Source organism: Dongia mobilis (assembly GCF_004363235.1).
Taxonomy (GTDB): domain Bacteria; phylum Pseudomonadota; class Alphaproteobacteria; order Dongiales; family Dongiaceae; genus Dongia; species Dongia mobilis.
Map to the genome: position 1 here is coordinate 599178 of NZ_SNYW01000008.1, position 16399 is coordinate 615576.

Sequence of the window (16399 nt, forward strand, 5' to 3'; positions counted from 1 at the left end):
GGCCTTCGCCATGCTCCGGCCCAACCAGCCATCGCACGCGCAACATCACGCGGAAATATCATGAGCAAGCGTCACGTCGTCGTCATCGGTGCCGGCATCGTCGGCATTTCCACCGCCCTCTACCTGCAGAAGGACGGCAACCAGGTGACGGTGGTCGACCGGGTCGATCCCGGCGAAGGCACGTCGAAGGGCAACGCCTCGGTGATCGCCGCCGAAAGCTGCATCCCGGTCGCCACCCCCGGCATCGTCTGGGACGTGCCGAAGATGCTGATGGACCCGCTGGGCCCGCTTGCCATCCGCTGGTCCTATCTGCCGAAACTGGCCCCCTGGCTGCTGCGTTTCGTGGCGTCGTCGGGTGCCGCCAAGGTCGAGCAGACCTCGATCGCGCTGCGCGCGGCGCTGGTGCAGGCCCTGCCCGCCCACAAGGAACTGGCGGCCCTCGCCGGGCAGGCGCTGATGATCAAGGAGACCGGCTGGCTGGGCATTTTCGAGAAGGACGAGAAGTTCGCTTCCTACCAGTCCGATCTCGAGCTGCAGAAGCGCCGCGGCGTCGATTTCAAGGTGCTGAAGCAGGAGGAGATCCGCCAGTTCGAGCCCAGCCTGCAGCCGATCTACAAGCACGCGGTCTACTACCCCGAGAACGCCTATGTGACCGACAATTTCGCCCTGGTGCAGCGCCTGGCGGCACAATTCACCGCCAATGGCGGGCGGATCGTGAAATCGGAGGTGCAGGGTTTTGAACTCGGCCCCGACGGCCCCACCCATGTGCGCGCCGGGGGCGACAAGATCGCCTGCGATGCGGTGGTGGTGGCAGCCGGCGCCTGGTCGAAGAAGCTGGCGAAGATGCTGGGCCATAACGTGCCGCTGGAGACCGAGCGCGGCTATCACGTGACCCTGCCGAACCCCGGCAAGATGCCGCGCATGCCGCTCTATTCCGGCGACCATTCCTTCGCCATCACGCCGCTCGAGATCGGCCTGCGCTTCGCCGGCACGGTGGAACTGGGCGGGCTCGACCTGCCGCCCAATTACGCCCGCGCCGAAAAACTGATGATCCACGGGCGGCGCATGTTCGGCGAACTCAACGAGGATGGGCGTTCGGACTGGATGGGCCATCGCCCCTCGATCCCCGATTCCGTGCCGGTGATCAGCCAGGGCGTGCGCTTCCGCAATACCTATTTTGCCTTCGGCCACGGCCATATCGGCCTGACGCTGGGCCCCGTCACCGGCCGCATCATCGCCGACCTCGCGGCGGGACGCGATCCCGGCCTCGATCTGCGGCCGTTCCGGGTGGACCGGTTCTAGGGACCACCTCTCATCGTCATCCTGGGCGAAGACCCGGGGATCCAGTATTGCGTCGGAGAGATTGGATGCCCGGCCAAATGGATCAACGCTGGGCCCGGGCATGACGTGGAGAGGAAATATGGGTTAGGCTGCCGCCATGACCGAGGGCACCTTCTCCATCCGCGTGCTGTCGCCGGAAGATGCGATCCAGTACCGCATCTTCCGCCTCACCGCCCTGAAGCGCTATCCGCACCTGTTCCGTGCCGATGCGGATGAGGAGGCGCAGAAGCCGCTGGCCTCGACCGAGCGGCGGCTCAAGGAATCCCCCGCCAATCGCTGGACCGGCGCCTTCGATGCCAGCAGGAACCTCATCGGCTGTATCGGCTTTCGCCGCGAGCCCGGGATCAAGCGCCGCCATATCGGCCAGGTGCTGGGCCTGCAGATCGCCCCGCAATGGCAGCGCCGCGGCATCGCCACAGCACTTCTGCAGGATGTCATCGCCCAGGCTAGTTCGCTCGGCATCAGCCAGATCGAGCTGAGCCTGACCCTGCCCAACGAGGCCGCCGAAAAGCTCTATGACCGCCTGGGTTTCGTGACCTATGGCCTGGAGCGCGACGCGCTGCGGGTCGGCGGCCAGTCCCACGACAAGCAGCACCGGCAGTTGAAGCTGGACTAGGCCGGCGCCAAACCCCTCGCCGCGAACGAAGCGGGATCAAAGGCTTGACGCGCCGGGCTTGCCGCCTAGGATGGCGCCCCAATTCAAGATTCGCTGAAAGAACACAAGCCGAATGGCCAAGAAAGCCGCCCAGACGCCGCCACCCGAAGGCGAGATCAAGCTCACCAACCTCGCCGAGGCGCTCGGCGAACGTTATCTTTCCTATGCGCTCTCTACCATCATGGCGCGTTCCTTGCCCGACGTGCGCGACGGGTTGAAGCCGGTGCACCGGCGCATTCTCTACACCATGCGGCAATTGCGCCTCGATCCCGGCTCGGGCTTCAAGAAATCGGCCCGCGTCGTCGGCGACGTCATGGGCAAATACCATCCCCATGGCGATTCCTCGATCTACGACGCCATGGTGCGCCTCGCCCAGGAATTCGCCGTGCGCTATCCGATGGTGGAAGGGCAGGGCAATTTCGGCTCGATCGACGGCGACAACCCGGCCGCCATGCGCTACACCGAGGCGCGCCTCACCGGTGCCGCCGCGCTGATGCTGCAGGACCTCGACAACGACACGGTCGATTTCCGCGCATCTTACGACGGCGAGAACCTGGAGCCGGTGATTTTGCCGGCGGCCTTTCCCAACCTGCTCGCCAACGGCGCGCAGGGCATCGCCGTCGGCATGGCGACCAGCATCCCGCCGCACAACGTGGCCGAGATCTGCGACTGCCTTGCGCATCTGCTGAAATCGCCGAATGCCCGCATCGAGACGCTGATGAACTATCTGCCGGGCCCGGATTTCCCGACTGGCGGCATCATCTGCGAGACGCGCGAAAGCCTGCTCGAGACTTATCGCACGGGGCGCGGCTCGATCCGCATCCGTGCCCGCTGGAATGTCGAGCAGCTGAAGGGCGGTGGCTACCAGATCGTGGTGACCGAGATTCCCTATCAGGTGGCTAAGTCCAAGCTGATCGAGAAGATCGCCGAACTGCTGCTCGACAAGAAGCTGCCCTTCCTCGACGACATCAACGATGAATCGACGACCGACATCCGCCTGGTGCTGACGCCGAAATCCAGGAATGTCGAGCCCGAGCATCTGATGGAACAATTGTTCCGCCTGACCGATCTCGAGACCCGCTTCGGCCTCAACATGAACGTGCTGGACGCCAACCAGGTGCCGCGCGTGATGAGCCTGCCTGAGGTGCTGCAGGCCTATCTCGACCATCGCCGCGTCGTACTGCAGCGGCGCACCAGGCATCGCCTCTCCGAGATCGAGCGGCGCCTCGAGATTCTCGAAGGCTACCTCATCGTCTATCTCAATATCGACGAGGTCATTCGCATCATCCGCTTCGAGGACGAGCCGAAGGCCGTCATGATGAAGAAGTGGAAGCTCTCCGACATCCAGGCCGAGGCCATCCTCAACATGCGCCTCAAATCCCTGCGCAAGCTGGAGGAAGTCGAGATCCGGCGTGAGCACAAGGAATTGTCGGCCGAGCGCAAGGACCTGCAGGGGCTGCTGGCCTCCGAGGACAAGCAATGGGCCGCCATCGGTGGCGAGGTGCAGGAACTGAAGAAGGCCTATGGGCCGAAGACTGAGCTGGGCCGCCGCCGCACCGAAATGGGCGACGCGCCTTCGGCCATCGTCATCCCGATGGAAGCGATGGTCGAGCGCGAGCCGATTACGGTGATCTGCTCCTCGAAGGGCTGGATCCGCGCCATGAAGGGCCATGTCGAGCCCGGTGCCGAGATCAAGTTCAAGGAAGGCGATTGGGGCAAGTTCCAGCTGCATGCCGAGACCACCGACAAGCTGGTGATCTTCTGCACCAACGGCAAGTTCTACACGATCCCCTGTGACAAGCTGCCGGGCGGGCGCGGCCATGGCGAGCCGGTCAGGCTCTATATCGACCTTGGCAACGAGCATGACATCGTCGCCATGATGATCCACAAGCCCGGAGCCAAGCTGCTGGTGGCGAGCCATGACGGTCGCGGCTTCGTGGTCGGCATGGACGACGTGGTGGCGCAGACCAAGAACGGCAAGCAGGTGCTGACCGTGCCGGAGGGCGAGGAGGCCAGCATCTGCGTCCCCGCCGAGGGCGACATGCTGGCTGTCATCGGCGAGAACCGGAAGCTGCTCATCTTCAAGCTGTCGGAGGTGCCGGAGATGACCCGCGGCCGCGGCGTCATGCTGCAGAAATACAAGGATGGCGGCATCTCCGATGCCAAGGTCTATGCCCGCGCCGAGGGCCTCACCTGGCGGCTTGGGGACAAGACCCGGACCGAGAGCCACGGCAATCTGAAGGACTGGATCGGCGAACGCGCCCAGGCCGGTCGCCTGCCGCCCACCGGCTTCCCCAAGGCCAACAAGTTCAGCGGCTGAGTGGGTTCAGGACGCAGGGAGACGAAGCGGCAGGGTGACCCTGGCTGTGGTGCCGATGCCGGGTTCGGATTCGATGGTGAAGCTGCCGCCCATGATGGCGGTGAAGCGCTGCACTAGGGTAAGGCCGAGCCCGGTTCCCTCACTGGTGCGGCTGTAGGTGTTGGCAATCTGCTGGAAGGGCTGCAATGCCCGCTCGATCTCCTCGGCATTCATGCCGATGCCGCTATCCGCAATCGCAATCACGACCGTGTCGCCCTCGATCTGAGCCCGCACGGCGACACTGCCGCCGTCGCGGTTGAACTTGACCGCATTGGACAGCAGGTTGAGGAGGAGCTGCTTCAGCAGCCGCCGATCGCTCTCGAAGTTTAGTCCCGCTACGTCGACAGCGAAGCTGATCCGCTTGGGCTGTGCGGTGGGCTCCAGATAGGATGTGCATTCGTACGCAAGCGCACGCAGAGATACTTGTTCGGGGCGCAATTCGAGCCGTCCCGATTCCACCTTGGCGAGATCGAGGATGTCGTTGATGAGGCTGAGCAGGTGCCGACCGCTCTGCAGGATGATGCCGTGATATTCGTCCAGCCGATCCGGTTCAACGCCTTGGCCGAGGCGCATCAGCAATTCCGAGAATCCGATGATGGCGTTCAATGGGGTGCGCAGCTCGTGGCTCATCGTCGCCAGGAACTCCGACTTAGCCTGGTTCGCCTGTTCGGCCAGCTGGGCGAGGCGCGCGGATTCGTCGATCAGCCGGCGCAATTCGGTTTCCGTTTCCTTGCGCTCGGTGACGTCCTGGGTGACGCCCACGGACCACAGCAGCCCGGTTTCCGGATTGCGATAGGTATGGCCGATCTCGTGAAACCAGCGCATCGATCCGTCCTTGGTCAGGGCGCGGAACTCGACCTCGAAAGGCCGACCTAGCTCGGGAATACTGCCTGGATCATCCTCGGCGCGAAATGCCGGCAGGGGATCGTAGCGGATGGCGCGGTCGCTGCCGCGCTCGCGCATGAACTCCTCGACCGTCATTCCGAAGAGGCCGGCCAGTTCCTCGGAACAGACCAGGCAGCGATCGTTGCTGACATCCCAGACCCAGGTGCCGAAGCGGCCGATCCGCGCCCCCTGACGCAGCAGATTCTCCCGCTCGCGCAGCGCTGCGTCGGCCCGGTGCCGCTCCGTCACGTCGATGGCGGCGCCGATGGTGCGCAAGGGGCGCCGCTGGTCGCCTGTGCCGGTGAAGAAGGTCTGCGAGCGGTTGTCGATCCAGCGCTCGGTCCCGTCGGGTCGGATGATGCGATACTCGATGTCGAAGCGCCCGTCGCCGGCGGGGTTGTGGGCCTGTTCGATTGCGGCCAGGACACGCGCGCGGTCGGCAGGATGGAACAAGACCGACAACTTGTCGATCGACACCGTTTCGTCCCCACCCCAGCCGAATATCTCCGCCTGTTCCGGCGACCAATAGATGCTGTTGGTAATGTGGTCGTGATCGAAGATGCCGATCTGCGAAAGGTGCGTCACTTCCCGCAGCAGGCTCTCGCTGCGCTGCAGTCGCTCCTGCGTGCGCAGCTGATCGGTGACATCATGGCCGATTGCCAGCAGCGAGACGGCGCGGCCCTGCGCGTCGCGGATTGCCGCGTCGGACCACTCGATCTCGCGTTCCTCGCCGTTGCGCAATACGATCGCATTGACGTTGCCGCGCGTGGGCTTGCCGCCGATGGCGTTCTCCATAAGACCCAGGATCCGGCTGCGCTCGCGTTCCGGCAGGAAGGTGGTGACCCAGTTTTGGCCGCGGATTTCGTCCAGGCGATAGCCGGACAATTGCTCGAAATAGGGATTTACCCGCAGGATGCTGCCGTCTGGCGAGAGCAGCAGGACAATGGCCGGTACCACGTCGATGAGGGCGTTGGCAAAGGCGCGCTCGTTGGCCAGCGTGCGCACGGTCGCTTCGGCCTGGCTGAAATCATTGAACACGATGCTGCAGCCCCAGATCGCGCCATCGGGCGATGCCTGGGGCACGCAATCCATCCGCGTCAGACGCGAGATGCCGTCGGGGAAAACGATTTCGATCTGATGGGTCCCGCGCAGACCGCCAAAGGCGCGCCGGAAGGCCGCGGCCATCGGCGCCTGGTCGAGGATGAAGGGCAGCAATTCGGCGAGTTGCAGGCCGCAGGCCGTCTTTGCATCGACGCCCGACCAACCGGCCAGGGTGCGGTTGATGTAGATGATCCGACCGGCCGCGTCGACCAGCGCCACGCCGCCCGGCAGCGAGTCGAGTGCCGCTGCAAGAATCGAAGGGTCGGCGACGGCCGAGGATACGGATTCATCCGGAGACATGCCGGCAGAATATGCGCGCTACATTTAAATTAATCTTAATCGAGAATGTCCGGAAAAGCGCTTTCATGGCCCGGTTTCCGAGGATTGTCCAAAGAAGGCGATTCCGATCCTAGGCGGTTGATTGGCGTCAACGCCGGTGAGCGATTCTCCGTTCAGCCCGGCAGCAAGGCGCGGAACAGCACGACGCGGTTGCGCCCCGATTTCTTGCCGGCATACATCGCCTGGTCGGCGCAGATGAAGAGCTCGTCGATATTGTCGGCATCGTCCGGATAGAGCGCGATGCCGATGGTGCCGCAGATATCGATCGCGGCACCGGGATTTTCCGCCGCCGGCGCCGGCACGGCGATCTGCAGCTTCTGGCGGATGCGTTCGCCAAGCGCACTGACCTTGGCGAGGTCGCCCTGGGCCGGCACCCGTGTCGCGATGGCGAATTCGTCGCCGCCAAAGCGGGCCAGCAGATCGGTGTCGCGCAGCGCCTCGGTCAGGATTTGCGCCACCTGTTTCAGCAACTGGTCGCCGGTATCGTGGCCGAGCGTGTCGTTCACGGCCTTGAAGCGGTCGAGATCGATGAACAGGATCGCGACCTGGCCCCTGGTGCCGCGGGCGACATCCATCATCTGCTGCAGGGCGTGGCGGAAGGCACGCCGGTTGTTGAGCCCGGTCAGCGGGTCATGATTGGCGAGATAGTCGCTCTCGCGCTTGGAGACCTCGAGTTCCTGCTTCTGCTGGTGCAGTTCCTCGGCCAGTTCGAGGGCCTGCTGCGCCTGTTCCTCGATCGAGGCGCGGCTGGCGAGCAGTTCGGCGCTAAGGCGCTTGAACCTTTCGCCGCTCTCCCACAGCGCGGTCACGTCGGTAAACAGCCAGATACGGCCGCCATGCCCCACACTGCCGATGGCATGGCCCTCGCTGCGGATCACTCTGCGCGGGCCGCCGGCATTGGCCGGGCCGGAGGTTACGCCAGCGGTTGCGCCAGGGTGATCGGCAGCGGCGGGCAGCATCCAATACTCGGCATTGTCGGACCTGCCGGGGCGGTCGATGTCGAGCGCCGAGCGCACTTCGCAGCGGGTGCGCAGATCGCGCAGGGCAGCGGTCAGCCGGCCCGGATCGGCAGGTCCGGGATCAAGGCCCAGCAGCCCCGCGGCAATGGCGTTGACATGCGCCTCGCCGGTGGCATCGGCGATGGCAATCCCTAAGCTGACATTGCTGAGAATGGCATCTAGGCGATCGGCCAGGCGGCATTTCTCCGCCGCGAGCCGGCGCAGTTCCAGCGGGCAGGAGAGGAGGATGGCGGCATCCTGGCGCAAGGACTGCAGCGTGTTCGGATCGGGCCGATCCGCCCGCGCCCAGCAGGTCAGCAGCAGGTCGGCGCCAGCACCGGGCGGCAAGGCAAGTACAACAATGTAGGCAGGCGTCTCGCCCGGCCAGGCATCGAAGGCAGCCGGCCAGGGCAGGTCGGCGGTGCCGCGTATGGTGCCGTCGGCGACTGGCGCCTCTCCCGGCCATGGCGGCAGGGATTGTCCGGCCAATCCGGCGGGGTCGGCCGCGGCGACGGCAAGCCGGTCATTCGCCCTTGCCAGAACGGCCATGCCGCTGGCCCGGCAAGTCGCCCGCATCTGACGCAACAGCGCCCCGAGTTGCGCCTGCGCCACCGCCTTGTCGTGAGCGCCATCGGGGTCTGGATCCCGGTCCGCCTGACCGGTCTGTGGCGATGACGGCATCATGCAGTCCTGACGACCTTAGTGGGGGCGTGGCCCTTTATTGCGCTGCGGTATGGGCGCCGCCGCGGCCGAATCCAGCTTAACGGCCGATCCCGGGCGTCTCAAGGTGCGCTCGTCTTGCCCCGGCGCGGCGCGCAATATCTTCGTGGTTCGCGTTCGGGTGCCGTAACAGCGGGCGGGTGACGTGCGAAACCCCTTCTGCAAGAGCGATTGGCCGTCTCCGGCATGCCCCGGCAAGCCGCGGTCGCCATGGCCTGCGAAACGATCCGTTCATCAGCGAACCAGGGAGTTCTCCATGACCAATATGCGCAACCTGAAAGCCGCGACCATGGCCGCCGCGGCGTTGAGCCTGCTTGCCGGCGGCGCCATCGGCCTTTCCAGCCAGCCGGCCCAGGCCGATATGGTGAAATGCGCCGGCATCAATTCGTGCAAGGGCACCAGCGCCTGCAAGACGGCCAGCAACGAATGCAAGGGCCTCAACGAATGCAAGGGCCATGGCTGGCTTGAGCAGTCCAGCGCCGAGGCCTGCGCCGCGGCCGGCGGCACCGTGCTCGACAGCTGATCTCCGAACCTGATGCAATTTCCGGTCGGCGCCGGTCAGCATTGGCGGGCGCCGGCCGGGATAGCGGCAACGCGATGATGCAGCCCGGCTCCTCCAGCGCGCTCCACGGTTTCGGCCTTGGCCTTAGACCGCCACATTATCCGGCGATCGAGGCCGGTGTGACGGGAATCGACTGGTTCGAGATCATCTCAGAGAATTTCATGGTGCGCGGCGGACCGCCGCTGCGGCACCTGACGCGCATCCGCGCCGACTACCCGATGGTGATGCACGGCGTCTCGCTCTCGATCGGCTCCACTTCACCGCTCGATCGCGCCTATCTCGGATCGCTGCGGGAGCTTGCCACCCGCGTCGAGCCCGCCTGGATCTCCGACCATTTGTGCTGGACCGGCATTGCCGGCCTCAACATGCACGACCTGTTGCCACTGCCATTCACCGAGGAAGCGCTGGCCCATGTCGCGGCGCGCGTCGATCAGGTGCAGGATTTCCTCGGCCGGCCGCTCCTCCTCGAGAACACCTCGAGCTACGTCGCCTTTGTGCAATCGGCCCTGAGCGAATGGGACTTCCTCGCCGAGCTGGTGCGGCGCACCGGCTGCAGGCTGTTGCTCGATGTCAACAACGTCCATGTGAACGCCGTCAATCACGGCTTCCGCGCCACCGAGTTTATCGACGCGCTCCCGGCCGGTGCGGTCTGGCAGATTCATCTCGCCGGCCATCAGGACAACGGCTCGCATATCGTCGACACGCACGACCAGCCGGTGGCCGATGCGGTCTGGCAGCTCTATGCCTACACCATCGCCAGGCTCGGCGCGGTGCCCACCATGATCGAGCGCGACGACCACATCCCGCCATTGCCCGCGCTCGTTGCCGAGCTTGACCGGGCACGCGAAGTGACGGCGGCAGCGCGGCAACCAAACCCCGCCCGCGAGGTCGCATGACGACGCTGGCCGACCTGCAGCGGCAGTTCCAGGATCACCTGACACTGGGGTCGCAAACCGTGCTGCCGGCGATCCAAACCCAGGGCGAGCTGGCGCCGGCAGATCGCCTCGGCATCTACCGCTATGCCTATCGCCAGCGCCTGACCGAGGCACTGGCCAATGATTTTCCGGGTCTTGCCGCCCTGCTGGGCGCGACCGCCTTCGCCGACCTAGCCCGGCGTTATGTCGCGGCACATCCGTCGCGCAACCCCTCGCTGCGCTGGTTCGGCGCGCAACTGCCCGCCTTTGCCGCGGCGGATCCGCTGGTGACGCCGGTCGCCACCGGAATGGCCCGTTTCGACTGGGCGGTCGCCATGGCCTTCGATGCGCCGGACGAGGCCGCCATCGGCCTCGCCGACCTTGCCGGCATGCCGCCGGAAAGTGCGGCCGGATTGCGCTTCACCTTCGTCGCCTCGCTTGCGGTCGTTGCCGGCGATGCCGGCCTCGGCGAATTGCGCCGCGGCCTGCTGCGTGGCGAAGGTTCCGAAACAGCTGCCTTGGGTGACGAGAGCGCCTGGCTGGTCTGGCGACAGGGTGATTCGGTCCAGTATCGCTCCCTGCCTGCGGCCGAGCGCGTCGCACTCGAGGTGATGCAGGGCGGCGGTTCCCTGGGCGAGATGTGCCTCGCCCTCGCTGCCGGACCCCACGAGGCGGCACCGGCACAGCATTCCGCCGCGCAATTCATCAATGACTGGCTGACGCAGGGACTGGTCGCCGCGTTTGCGGGCGATGCGGCGCCATCGACCCAGGCCGGATGACCGGCTAGAGATCGCGGGCGAGGCGGAAGCCGATGATGTTCTCGCGTCCGTCCGGCGGCACCGCATAGCGCCGGGCAAGGCGCATGTCCCAGGGATTCTCCAGCCAGGAGCCGCCGCGCGCGACGCGGTTTTCGCAATCCGCATCGGCCAGCGCGCTGCCATCGGCCGGGGCGCCGTCATAGCCGGGCCGGTAGCAATCGCTTACCCATTCCCAGACATTCCCCAGCATGTCGTGGAGGCCGAAGCCGTTGGCGGCGAAACTGCCCACCGGCGCGGTGTGGACGAAGCCGTCCTCGCAGGCGCTGGCGCCGTTGCCGGGATAGGCGGGATCGGCCGAGACATCGAGGCCGTTGGCGAAGGCGCAGCCGCCGGAGGGATTGTCGTCACCCCAGGGCCAGGTGCTCGTCTTGCCGGCCCTGGCGGCATATTCCCATTCCGCCTCCGTGGGCAGGCCGTAGGCAAAACCGCTGCGCGCGGAGAGCCAGGCGGCATAGGCGACGGCATCCTCCCAACTGACGCAGGTGGCCGGGTGGTCGCCCGCCTGGTCGAAGCCGGGCGCACGGAAATCGCCCTCGGCCGCCATGCGGCCATTGCCACCATCGCCATACCAGCAATCCCGCGTCGCGCGCCCGGTCGCCTTGACGAAGGCGGCGTAGTCGTTGCGCGTGACCTCGCGGATGGAAAGCGCGAAAGGGGCTGGAATATCGACCGCGTGCTGCGGCCCTTCATCGTCATGGCGGACCTCCGCGCCGGCGGCCGTGCCCATGAGATAGCCGCCGGGTGCGATCGCCACCATCTCGGGGCAGTAATCGCAGTCGCGGAAGACCGAGCCGGGCGCCGGCGGCACTGCGCCGCCGCGGCTGTCGCTGGCCTCGGCTACCGGCTCGGCCGCTGCCGCGGGGACGGTCGTCGGCACGGCGGCGGGTGCCGCCTCGACTGCGGCGCTGAAATAAAAGGCCCCGGTGAGGGAGGAGGAATCCCACGGCACCTGCCGGCGCCCGGTCGCCGCCATCACGGCGACCCGGACATTGCGGAACATTTCCTCGAGCGGGACCGGCGGGCCCTGGATGGCCGCGGCCAGGGCGGCGGAGTAGGGCGAATTGCCGTCGCTGCCGTCCAGCGCCACTTCGCCCGGGGCGGTGGCATAGGCGATGAAGCTGCCGGTCGGCGCATCCATCCGGGCAAGGCCGCGGGTGACGCTGCGCAGGCCCCGGCTCAGCGGATTGTTGCGGCAGGCATCGAGGATAACAATGTTGACGCGGTTGCCGGCGAATTCCATCTGCTTCAGCACCCAATCGGCATTGACCGCCTCCATCTCGGCATCGGCCTCGGTGGCGATGGTGGCGGCAAGCGGCAGCAGGTAGTTGACGCCCTCGATCTGCACGCCATGGCCGGCGAAATAGAAAAGGCCGGTGGCATCCGGCCCGGCCGCCAGCAGGCGCTGGCCGAATTCCGAGATCGCGCGCTTCATCCCCTTGAGGTCGGCATCGGCCAGGATGCGGACGCTGAAGCCGACCTGCTCCAGGCTGGCTGCCACGAGGGCGGCATCCCGCGCCGGATTGGCGAGGGGTCCGAGGGTGGCATCATAGGCGCCGTTGCCGATCACCAGGGCAACACGGGGTTCCGCCGCGGCCGGTGCGGGGCCGAGCCAGATGCTGCAGGCCAGAACCACAAGAAAGGGCGCGAGACGCATCTCTCCCCTCCGCCGCCACCGTCTCGGTCCGAGGCTAGGCCCGCCCCCGTCCCCTGGCAAGGCGTGTGGCGGGCAAGCGTCCTCTACGAGCAGGGCGGTGAGTCGCGTAATTTTATTACAGAATCCCGCCGACAGGTTTCCGGATCGGTCGCGCCACCCCAGAATTGGTGTCCGGCGCCCATCTGGCACCCACAGTATGGTAGCCATGCGTGGCGCGCGGGAGCCATCCTAACTCCTTGAAAAAGGTCGATTTCCGGGGGGATTCTTCCGCTTGACCGGGGGTGGTCGAATCAATATAGTCCGCCCGCCTTTAAGGGGGCTGGTGGTAGGTCACCCGGCGCTTCACGCGCCCGACGACCTAGACGCTGTCCCGGCGAAAGCACTTAAACGACATAGGGTTCCTCTGCCTCACGGCACGAACCATCTGGCGTTTTTTTGGTGACCGCATCGAGAGCCGCTTTGCGAAAGCAATAAGGGCCGCGATGAGGTCGCTTTTGCTTACGGCAAACATTGCAAGTGGCAGATCTGCGCCAATGGGCCCGGCCCGGACGCGCAACGAGGTGAGGAAGAAGAATGCCAACGATCAACCAGCTGATTCGCCAGGGCCGCGAGCCCCTGAAGGCCCGCAACAAGGTCCCGGCGCTGGAAGCCAGCCCGCAGAAGCGCGGCGTGTGCACCCGCGTCTACACCACGACGCCGAAGAAGCCGAACTCGGCGCTGCGCAAGGTCGCGCGCGTGCGGCTCACCAACGGTTTTGAAGTCACCTCTTATATCCCCGGCGAAGGCCACAACCTGCAGGAACACTCGGTCGTCATGATCCGCGGTGGCCGCGTCAAGGATTTGCCGGGTGTTCGCTATCACATCATCCGCGGCACGCTCGATACCCAGGGCGTGAAGGACCGCAAGCAGCGCCGTTCGAAGTACGGCGCGAAGCGGCCGAAGTAAGGAGATCCCAAGATGTCGCGTCGTCACGCCGCCGAGAAGCGCGAAGTTCTGCCGGACGCCAAGTTCGGTGACATCGTCCTCACCAAGTTCATGAACAGCCTGATGTATGCCGGCAAGAAGTCGACCGCCGAAGGCATCGTCTATGGCGCCCTCGCCACGGTCGAAAAGAAGGCCAAGGCCGATCCGGTGAAGCTGTTCCACGAGGCGCTGGCCAATGTGAAGCCGCACCTCGAAGTGCGCTCGCGCCGCGTCGGCGGCGCCACCTACCAGGTGCCGGTCGAGGTTCGCCCGGAACGCGCCCAGGCGCTGGCCATCCGCTGGATCATCGCGACCGCGCGCGGCCGCTCCGAGCAGACCATGACCGACCGCCTCGCGGCCGAGCTCCTGGACGCCGCCAACAACCGCGGCAACTCGGTCAAGAAGCGCGAAGACACCCACCGCATGGCGGAGGCCAACAAGGCCTTCTCGCACTATCGCTGGTAAGGGCGGAAGGAAGCAGGATCATGGCGCGTACCACCCCGCTCGATCGTTATCGCAATATCGGCATCATGGCCCACATCGATGCCGGCAAGACCACCACGACCGAGCGCATCCTTTATTACACCGGCAAGTCCTACAAGATCGGCGAAGTGCACGAAGGCACGGCGACGATGGACTGGATGGAGCAGGAGCAGGAGCGCGGCATCACCATCACCTCTGCCGCCACCACCTGTTTCTGGCGTGACCACCGCGTCAACATCATCGACACCCCGGGTCACGTCGACTTCACCATCGAGGTCGAGCGCAGCCTGCGCGTACTCGACGGTGCCGTGACCGTGTTCGATTCGGTCGCCGGCGTCGAGCCGCAGTCGGAGACCGTGTGGCGCCAGGCCGACAAGTACGGCGTGCCGCGCATCTGCTTCGTCAACAAGATGGACCGCATCGGCGCCGATTTCTATCGCTGCGTCGACATGATCGTCGACCGCCTCGGTGCCAAGCCGCTGGTGATCCACCTGCCGATCGGCTCGGAAAGCGATTTCGTCGGCCTGGTCGATCTGGTCGCCATGAAGGCGATGATCTGGAAGGAAGAGACGCTGGGCGCCGAGTTCGTCGTCACCGACATCCCGGCCGAGTACAAGGAAAAGGCCGAGGAATATCACGGCCGCCTGGTCGAGATGGCGGTCGAGCTCGACGACGCCGCGATGGAAGCCTATCTCGAGGGCAAGCAGCCGGATGTCGACACGCTGAAGAAGCTCATCCGCAAGGGCACCATCGCCAGCACCTTCGTGCCGGTGCTGTGCGGCTCGGCCTTCAAGAACAAGGGCGTGCAGCCGATGCTGGATGCCGTGGTCGATTTCCTGCCCTCGCCGACCGACGTGCCGGACGTCAAGGGCGTCGACGTGAAGGGTGAGACGGAACTGACCCGCAAGAGCTCGGATGACGAGCCGTTCTCGGGCCTGGCCTTCAAGATCATGACCGACCCCTTCGTCGGCTCGATCACCTTCGTGCGCATCTATTCCGGCGTGCTCAACACCGGTACTTCCGTCATCAACACAGTGAAGGAAGACAAGGAGCGCGTCGGCCGCATGCTCTTGATGCATGCCAACAGCCGCGAGGACATCAAGGAAGCCCGCGCCGGCGACATCGTCGCGATCTGCGGCCTCAAGGGCACCACCACTGGCGACACGCTGTGCGATCCGGCGCATCCGATCATCCTGGAGCGCATGGAATTCCCCGAGCCGGTGATCGAGGTGGCGGTCGAGCCCAAGTCGAAGGCCGACCAGGAGAAGATGGGCGTGGCGCTCAGCCGTCTGGCCCAGGAGGATCCCAGCTTCCGCGTCAATTCCGATCCGGAAAGCGGCCAGACCATCATCAAGGGCATGGGCGAGCTGCATCTCGAGATCATCGTCGACCGCATGAAGCGCGAATTCAAGGTCGAGGCCAATGTGGGCGCCCCGCAGGTGGCCTATCGCGAGAGCATCACCAAGACGATCGAGCACGACTACACCCACAAGAAGCAGACCGGCGGCTCGGGCCAGTTCGCCCGCGTCAAGATCCGCTTCGAGCCGCTTGAGCCGGGTTCGGGCTTCGTCTTCGAGAACGCTGTGGTCGGCGGCTCGGTGCCGCGCGAATACGTGCCCGGCGTCGAGAAGGGCCTGAAGCTGGCCAAGGAGACCGGTGTCATCGCCGGCTTCCCGACCATCGACTTCAAGGCGACCCTGATCGACGGCGCCTATCACGACGTTGATTCGAACGTGCTGACCTTCGACATCGCCTCGCGCGCCTGTTTCCGCGAAGCCATCGTCAAGGCCGGTCCGAAGCTGCTGGAACCGATGATGAAGGTCGAGGTGGTCACGCCCGAGGACTACATGGGCGACGTGATCGGCGATCTCAATTCCCGCCGTGGCCAGGTGCAGGGCATGGACAGCCGCGGCAACGCCCGCGTCATCACCGCGATGGTGCCGCTGGCCAACATGTTCGGTTACGTCAATACCCTGCGCTCGATGAGCCAGGGCCGCGCCCAGTACACCATGACTTTCGACCACTATGAGCAGGTCCCGCAGGCGGTGGCGGACGAAGTCCGCGCCAAGATGGCCTAACCGGAACTGCAGAGACACTGACGGAGCAAGACGATGGCGAAGGCTAAATTCGAGCGTAACAAGCCGCACTGCAACATTGGCACGATCGGCCACGTTGACCACGGCAAGACGTCGCTGACGGCGGCGATCACGAAGGTTCTGGCGGAGACGGGCGGTGCGACGTTCACGGCCTATGACCAGATCGACAAGGCGCCGGAGGAGCGCGCGCGCGGGATCACGATCTCGACGGCGCATGTCGAGTACGAGACGACGAACCGGCACTACGCGCATGTGGACTGTCCGGGCCATGCCGACTACGTGAAGAACATGATCACGGGTGCGGCGCAGATGGATGGCGCCATCCTGGTGGTTTCGGCGGCCGACGGCCCGATGCCGCAGACCCGCGAGCACATCCTGCTGGCGCGCCAGGTCGGCGTTCCGGCGCTGGTTGTGTTCATGAACAAGTGCGACATGGTGGACGACGCGGAGCTGCTCGACCTGGTCGAGCTGGAAGTGCGCGAGTTGCTGTCGAAGTACGAATTCCCGGGCG

Annotated in this window: 13 protein-coding genes; 10 read left to right on the plus strand and 3 right to left on the minus strand. The window is 65.5% G+C overall.

The genetic code is table 11. The annotated features are described in order from the left end of the window. The first annotated feature begins 60 nt into the window (after positions 1-60). From A8950_RS11660 to parC, 3 genes are all read left to right on the plus strand, one after another. Positions 61-1302, plus strand: a complete 1242-nt coding sequence (locus A8950_RS11660) for an NAD(P)/FAD-dependent oxidoreductase (protein ID WP_133613808.1) — start codon at positions 61-63, stop codon at positions 1300-1302. A gap of 136 nt (positions 1303-1438) precedes the next feature. Next, the gene (locus A8950_RS11665; RefSeq protein WP_133613809.1) at positions 1439-1957 is read left to right on the plus strand and encodes a GNAT family N-acetyltransferase; all 519 of its coding nucleotides are present in this window, start codon (positions 1439-1441) and stop codon (positions 1955-1957) included. A gap of 112 nt (positions 1958-2069) precedes the next feature. Then, positions 2070-4316, plus strand: a complete 2247-nt coding sequence (parC, locus tag A8950_RS11670) for a DNA topoisomerase IV subunit A (RefSeq protein WP_133613810.1) — start codon at positions 2070-2072, stop codon at positions 4314-4316. A gap of 6 nt (positions 4317-4322) precedes the next feature. Here parC and A8950_RS11675 read toward each other — a convergent pair whose 3' ends face one another. Next, a complete protein-coding gene (locus A8950_RS11675; protein WP_133613811.1) occupies positions 4323-6641 on the minus strand; it encodes a PAS domain S-box protein in 2319 nt (772 codons plus the stop codon). 152 nt (positions 6642-6793) lie between these two features. Beyond that, entirely contained in the window at positions 6794-8359 is a 1566-nt protein-coding gene (locus A8950_RS11680) for a GGDEF domain-containing protein (RefSeq protein WP_166645129.1), read from the minus strand. Between the two features lie 295 nt (positions 8360-8654). Between A8950_RS11680 and bufA2 the strand changes: the two genes are divergently transcribed. From bufA2 to A8950_RS11695, 3 genes are all read left to right on the plus strand, one after another. After that, a complete protein-coding gene (bufA2, locus tag A8950_RS11685; RefSeq protein ID WP_133613813.1) occupies positions 8655-8921 on the plus strand; it encodes a BufA2 family periplasmic bufferin-type metallophore in 267 nt (88 codons plus the stop codon). A gap of 74 nt (positions 8922-8995) precedes the next feature. Further along, positions 8996-9856, plus strand: coding sequence for an MNIO family bufferin maturase (bufB, locus tag A8950_RS11690; RefSeq protein ID WP_208109833.1), 861 nt, complete (start codon positions 8996-8998; stop codon positions 9854-9856). Continuing rightward, complete coding sequence (locus A8950_RS11695) at positions 9853-10653, plus strand: HvfC/BufC family peptide modification chaperone (RefSeq protein WP_133613814.1); 801 nt, start codon at positions 9853-9855, stop codon at positions 10651-10653. The genes bufB and A8950_RS11695 overlap by 4 nt, the downstream gene beginning before the upstream one ends. Before the next feature lie 4 nt (positions 10654-10657). On the opposite strand, the gene A8950_RS11700 is transcribed toward A8950_RS11695, so the two are convergent. After that, entirely contained in the window at positions 10658-12346 is a 1689-nt protein-coding gene (locus A8950_RS11700) for an SUMF1/EgtB/PvdO family nonheme iron enzyme (RefSeq protein WP_166645130.1), read from the minus strand. 573 nt (positions 12347-12919) lie between these two features. Here A8950_RS11700 and rpsL point away from each other — a divergent pair. The 4 genes from rpsL to A8950_RS11720 all read left to right on the plus strand — a co-directional run. After that, entirely contained in the window at positions 12920-13291 is a 372-nt protein-coding gene (gene rpsL / locus A8950_RS11705) for a 30S ribosomal protein S12 (RefSeq protein ID WP_133613816.1), read from the plus strand. Between the two features lie 12 nt (positions 13292-13303). After that, positions 13304-13774 (plus strand): 30S ribosomal protein S7, encoded by a 471-nt coding sequence (gene rpsG / locus A8950_RS11710; RefSeq protein ID WP_133613817.1) that lies wholly within the window; start codon positions 13304-13306, stop codon positions 13772-13774. Positions 13775-13794: 20 nt separating this feature from the next. Then, the gene (gene fusA, locus A8950_RS11715; RefSeq protein ID WP_133613818.1) at positions 13795-15870 is read left to right on the plus strand and encodes an elongation factor G; all 2076 of its coding nucleotides are present in this window, start codon (positions 13795-13797) and stop codon (positions 15868-15870) included. Positions 15871-15903: 33 nt separating this feature from the next. Beyond that, on the plus strand, positions 15904-16399 hold a 496-nt coding region (locus tag A8950_RS11720; RefSeq protein ID WP_133613819.1), incomplete at its 3' end, for a GTP-binding protein.

Coding starts and splice junctions, on each gene's coding strand:
- parC (WP_133613810.1), top strand. CDS start 2,070: ATGGCCAAGAAAGCCGCCCAGACGCCGCCACCCGAAGGCGAGATCAAG.
- A8950_RS11675 (WP_133613811.1), bottom strand. CDS start 6,641: ATGTCTCCGGATGAATCCGTATCCTCGGCCGTCGCCGACCCTTCGATT.
- A8950_RS11695 (WP_133613814.1), top strand. CDS start 9,853: ATGACGACGCTGGCCGACCTGCAGCGGCAGTTCCAGGATCACCTGACA.
- rpsL (WP_133613816.1), top strand. CDS start 12,920: ATGCCAACGATCAACCAGCTGATTCGCCAGGGCCGCGAGCCCCTGAAG.
- bufB (WP_208109833.1), top strand. CDS start 8,996: ATGATGCAGCCCGGCTCCTCCAGCGCGCTCCACGGTTTCGGCCTTGGC.
- bufA2 (WP_133613813.1), top strand. CDS start 8,655: ATGACCAATATGCGCAACCTGAAAGCCGCGACCATGGCCGCCGCGGCG.
- fusA (WP_133613818.1), top strand. CDS start 13,795: ATGGCGCGTACCACCCCGCTCGATCGTTATCGCAATATCGGCATCATG.
- A8950_RS11665 (WP_133613809.1), top strand. CDS start 1,439: ATGACCGAGGGCACCTTCTCCATCCGCGTGCTGTCGCCGGAAGATGCG.
- rpsG (WP_133613817.1), top strand. CDS start 13,304: ATGTCGCGTCGTCACGCCGCCGAGAAGCGCGAAGTTCTGCCGGACGCC.
- A8950_RS11700 (WP_166645130.1), bottom strand. CDS start 12,346: ATGCGTCTCGCGCCCTTTCTTGTGGTTCTGGCCTGCAGCATCTGGCTC.
- A8950_RS11660 (WP_133613808.1), top strand. CDS start 61: ATGAGCAAGCGTCACGTCGTCGTCATCGGTGCCGGCATCGTCGGCATT.
- A8950_RS11680 (WP_166645129.1), bottom strand. CDS start 8,359: ATGCCGTCATCGCCACAGACCGGTCAGGCGGACCGGGATCCAGACCCC.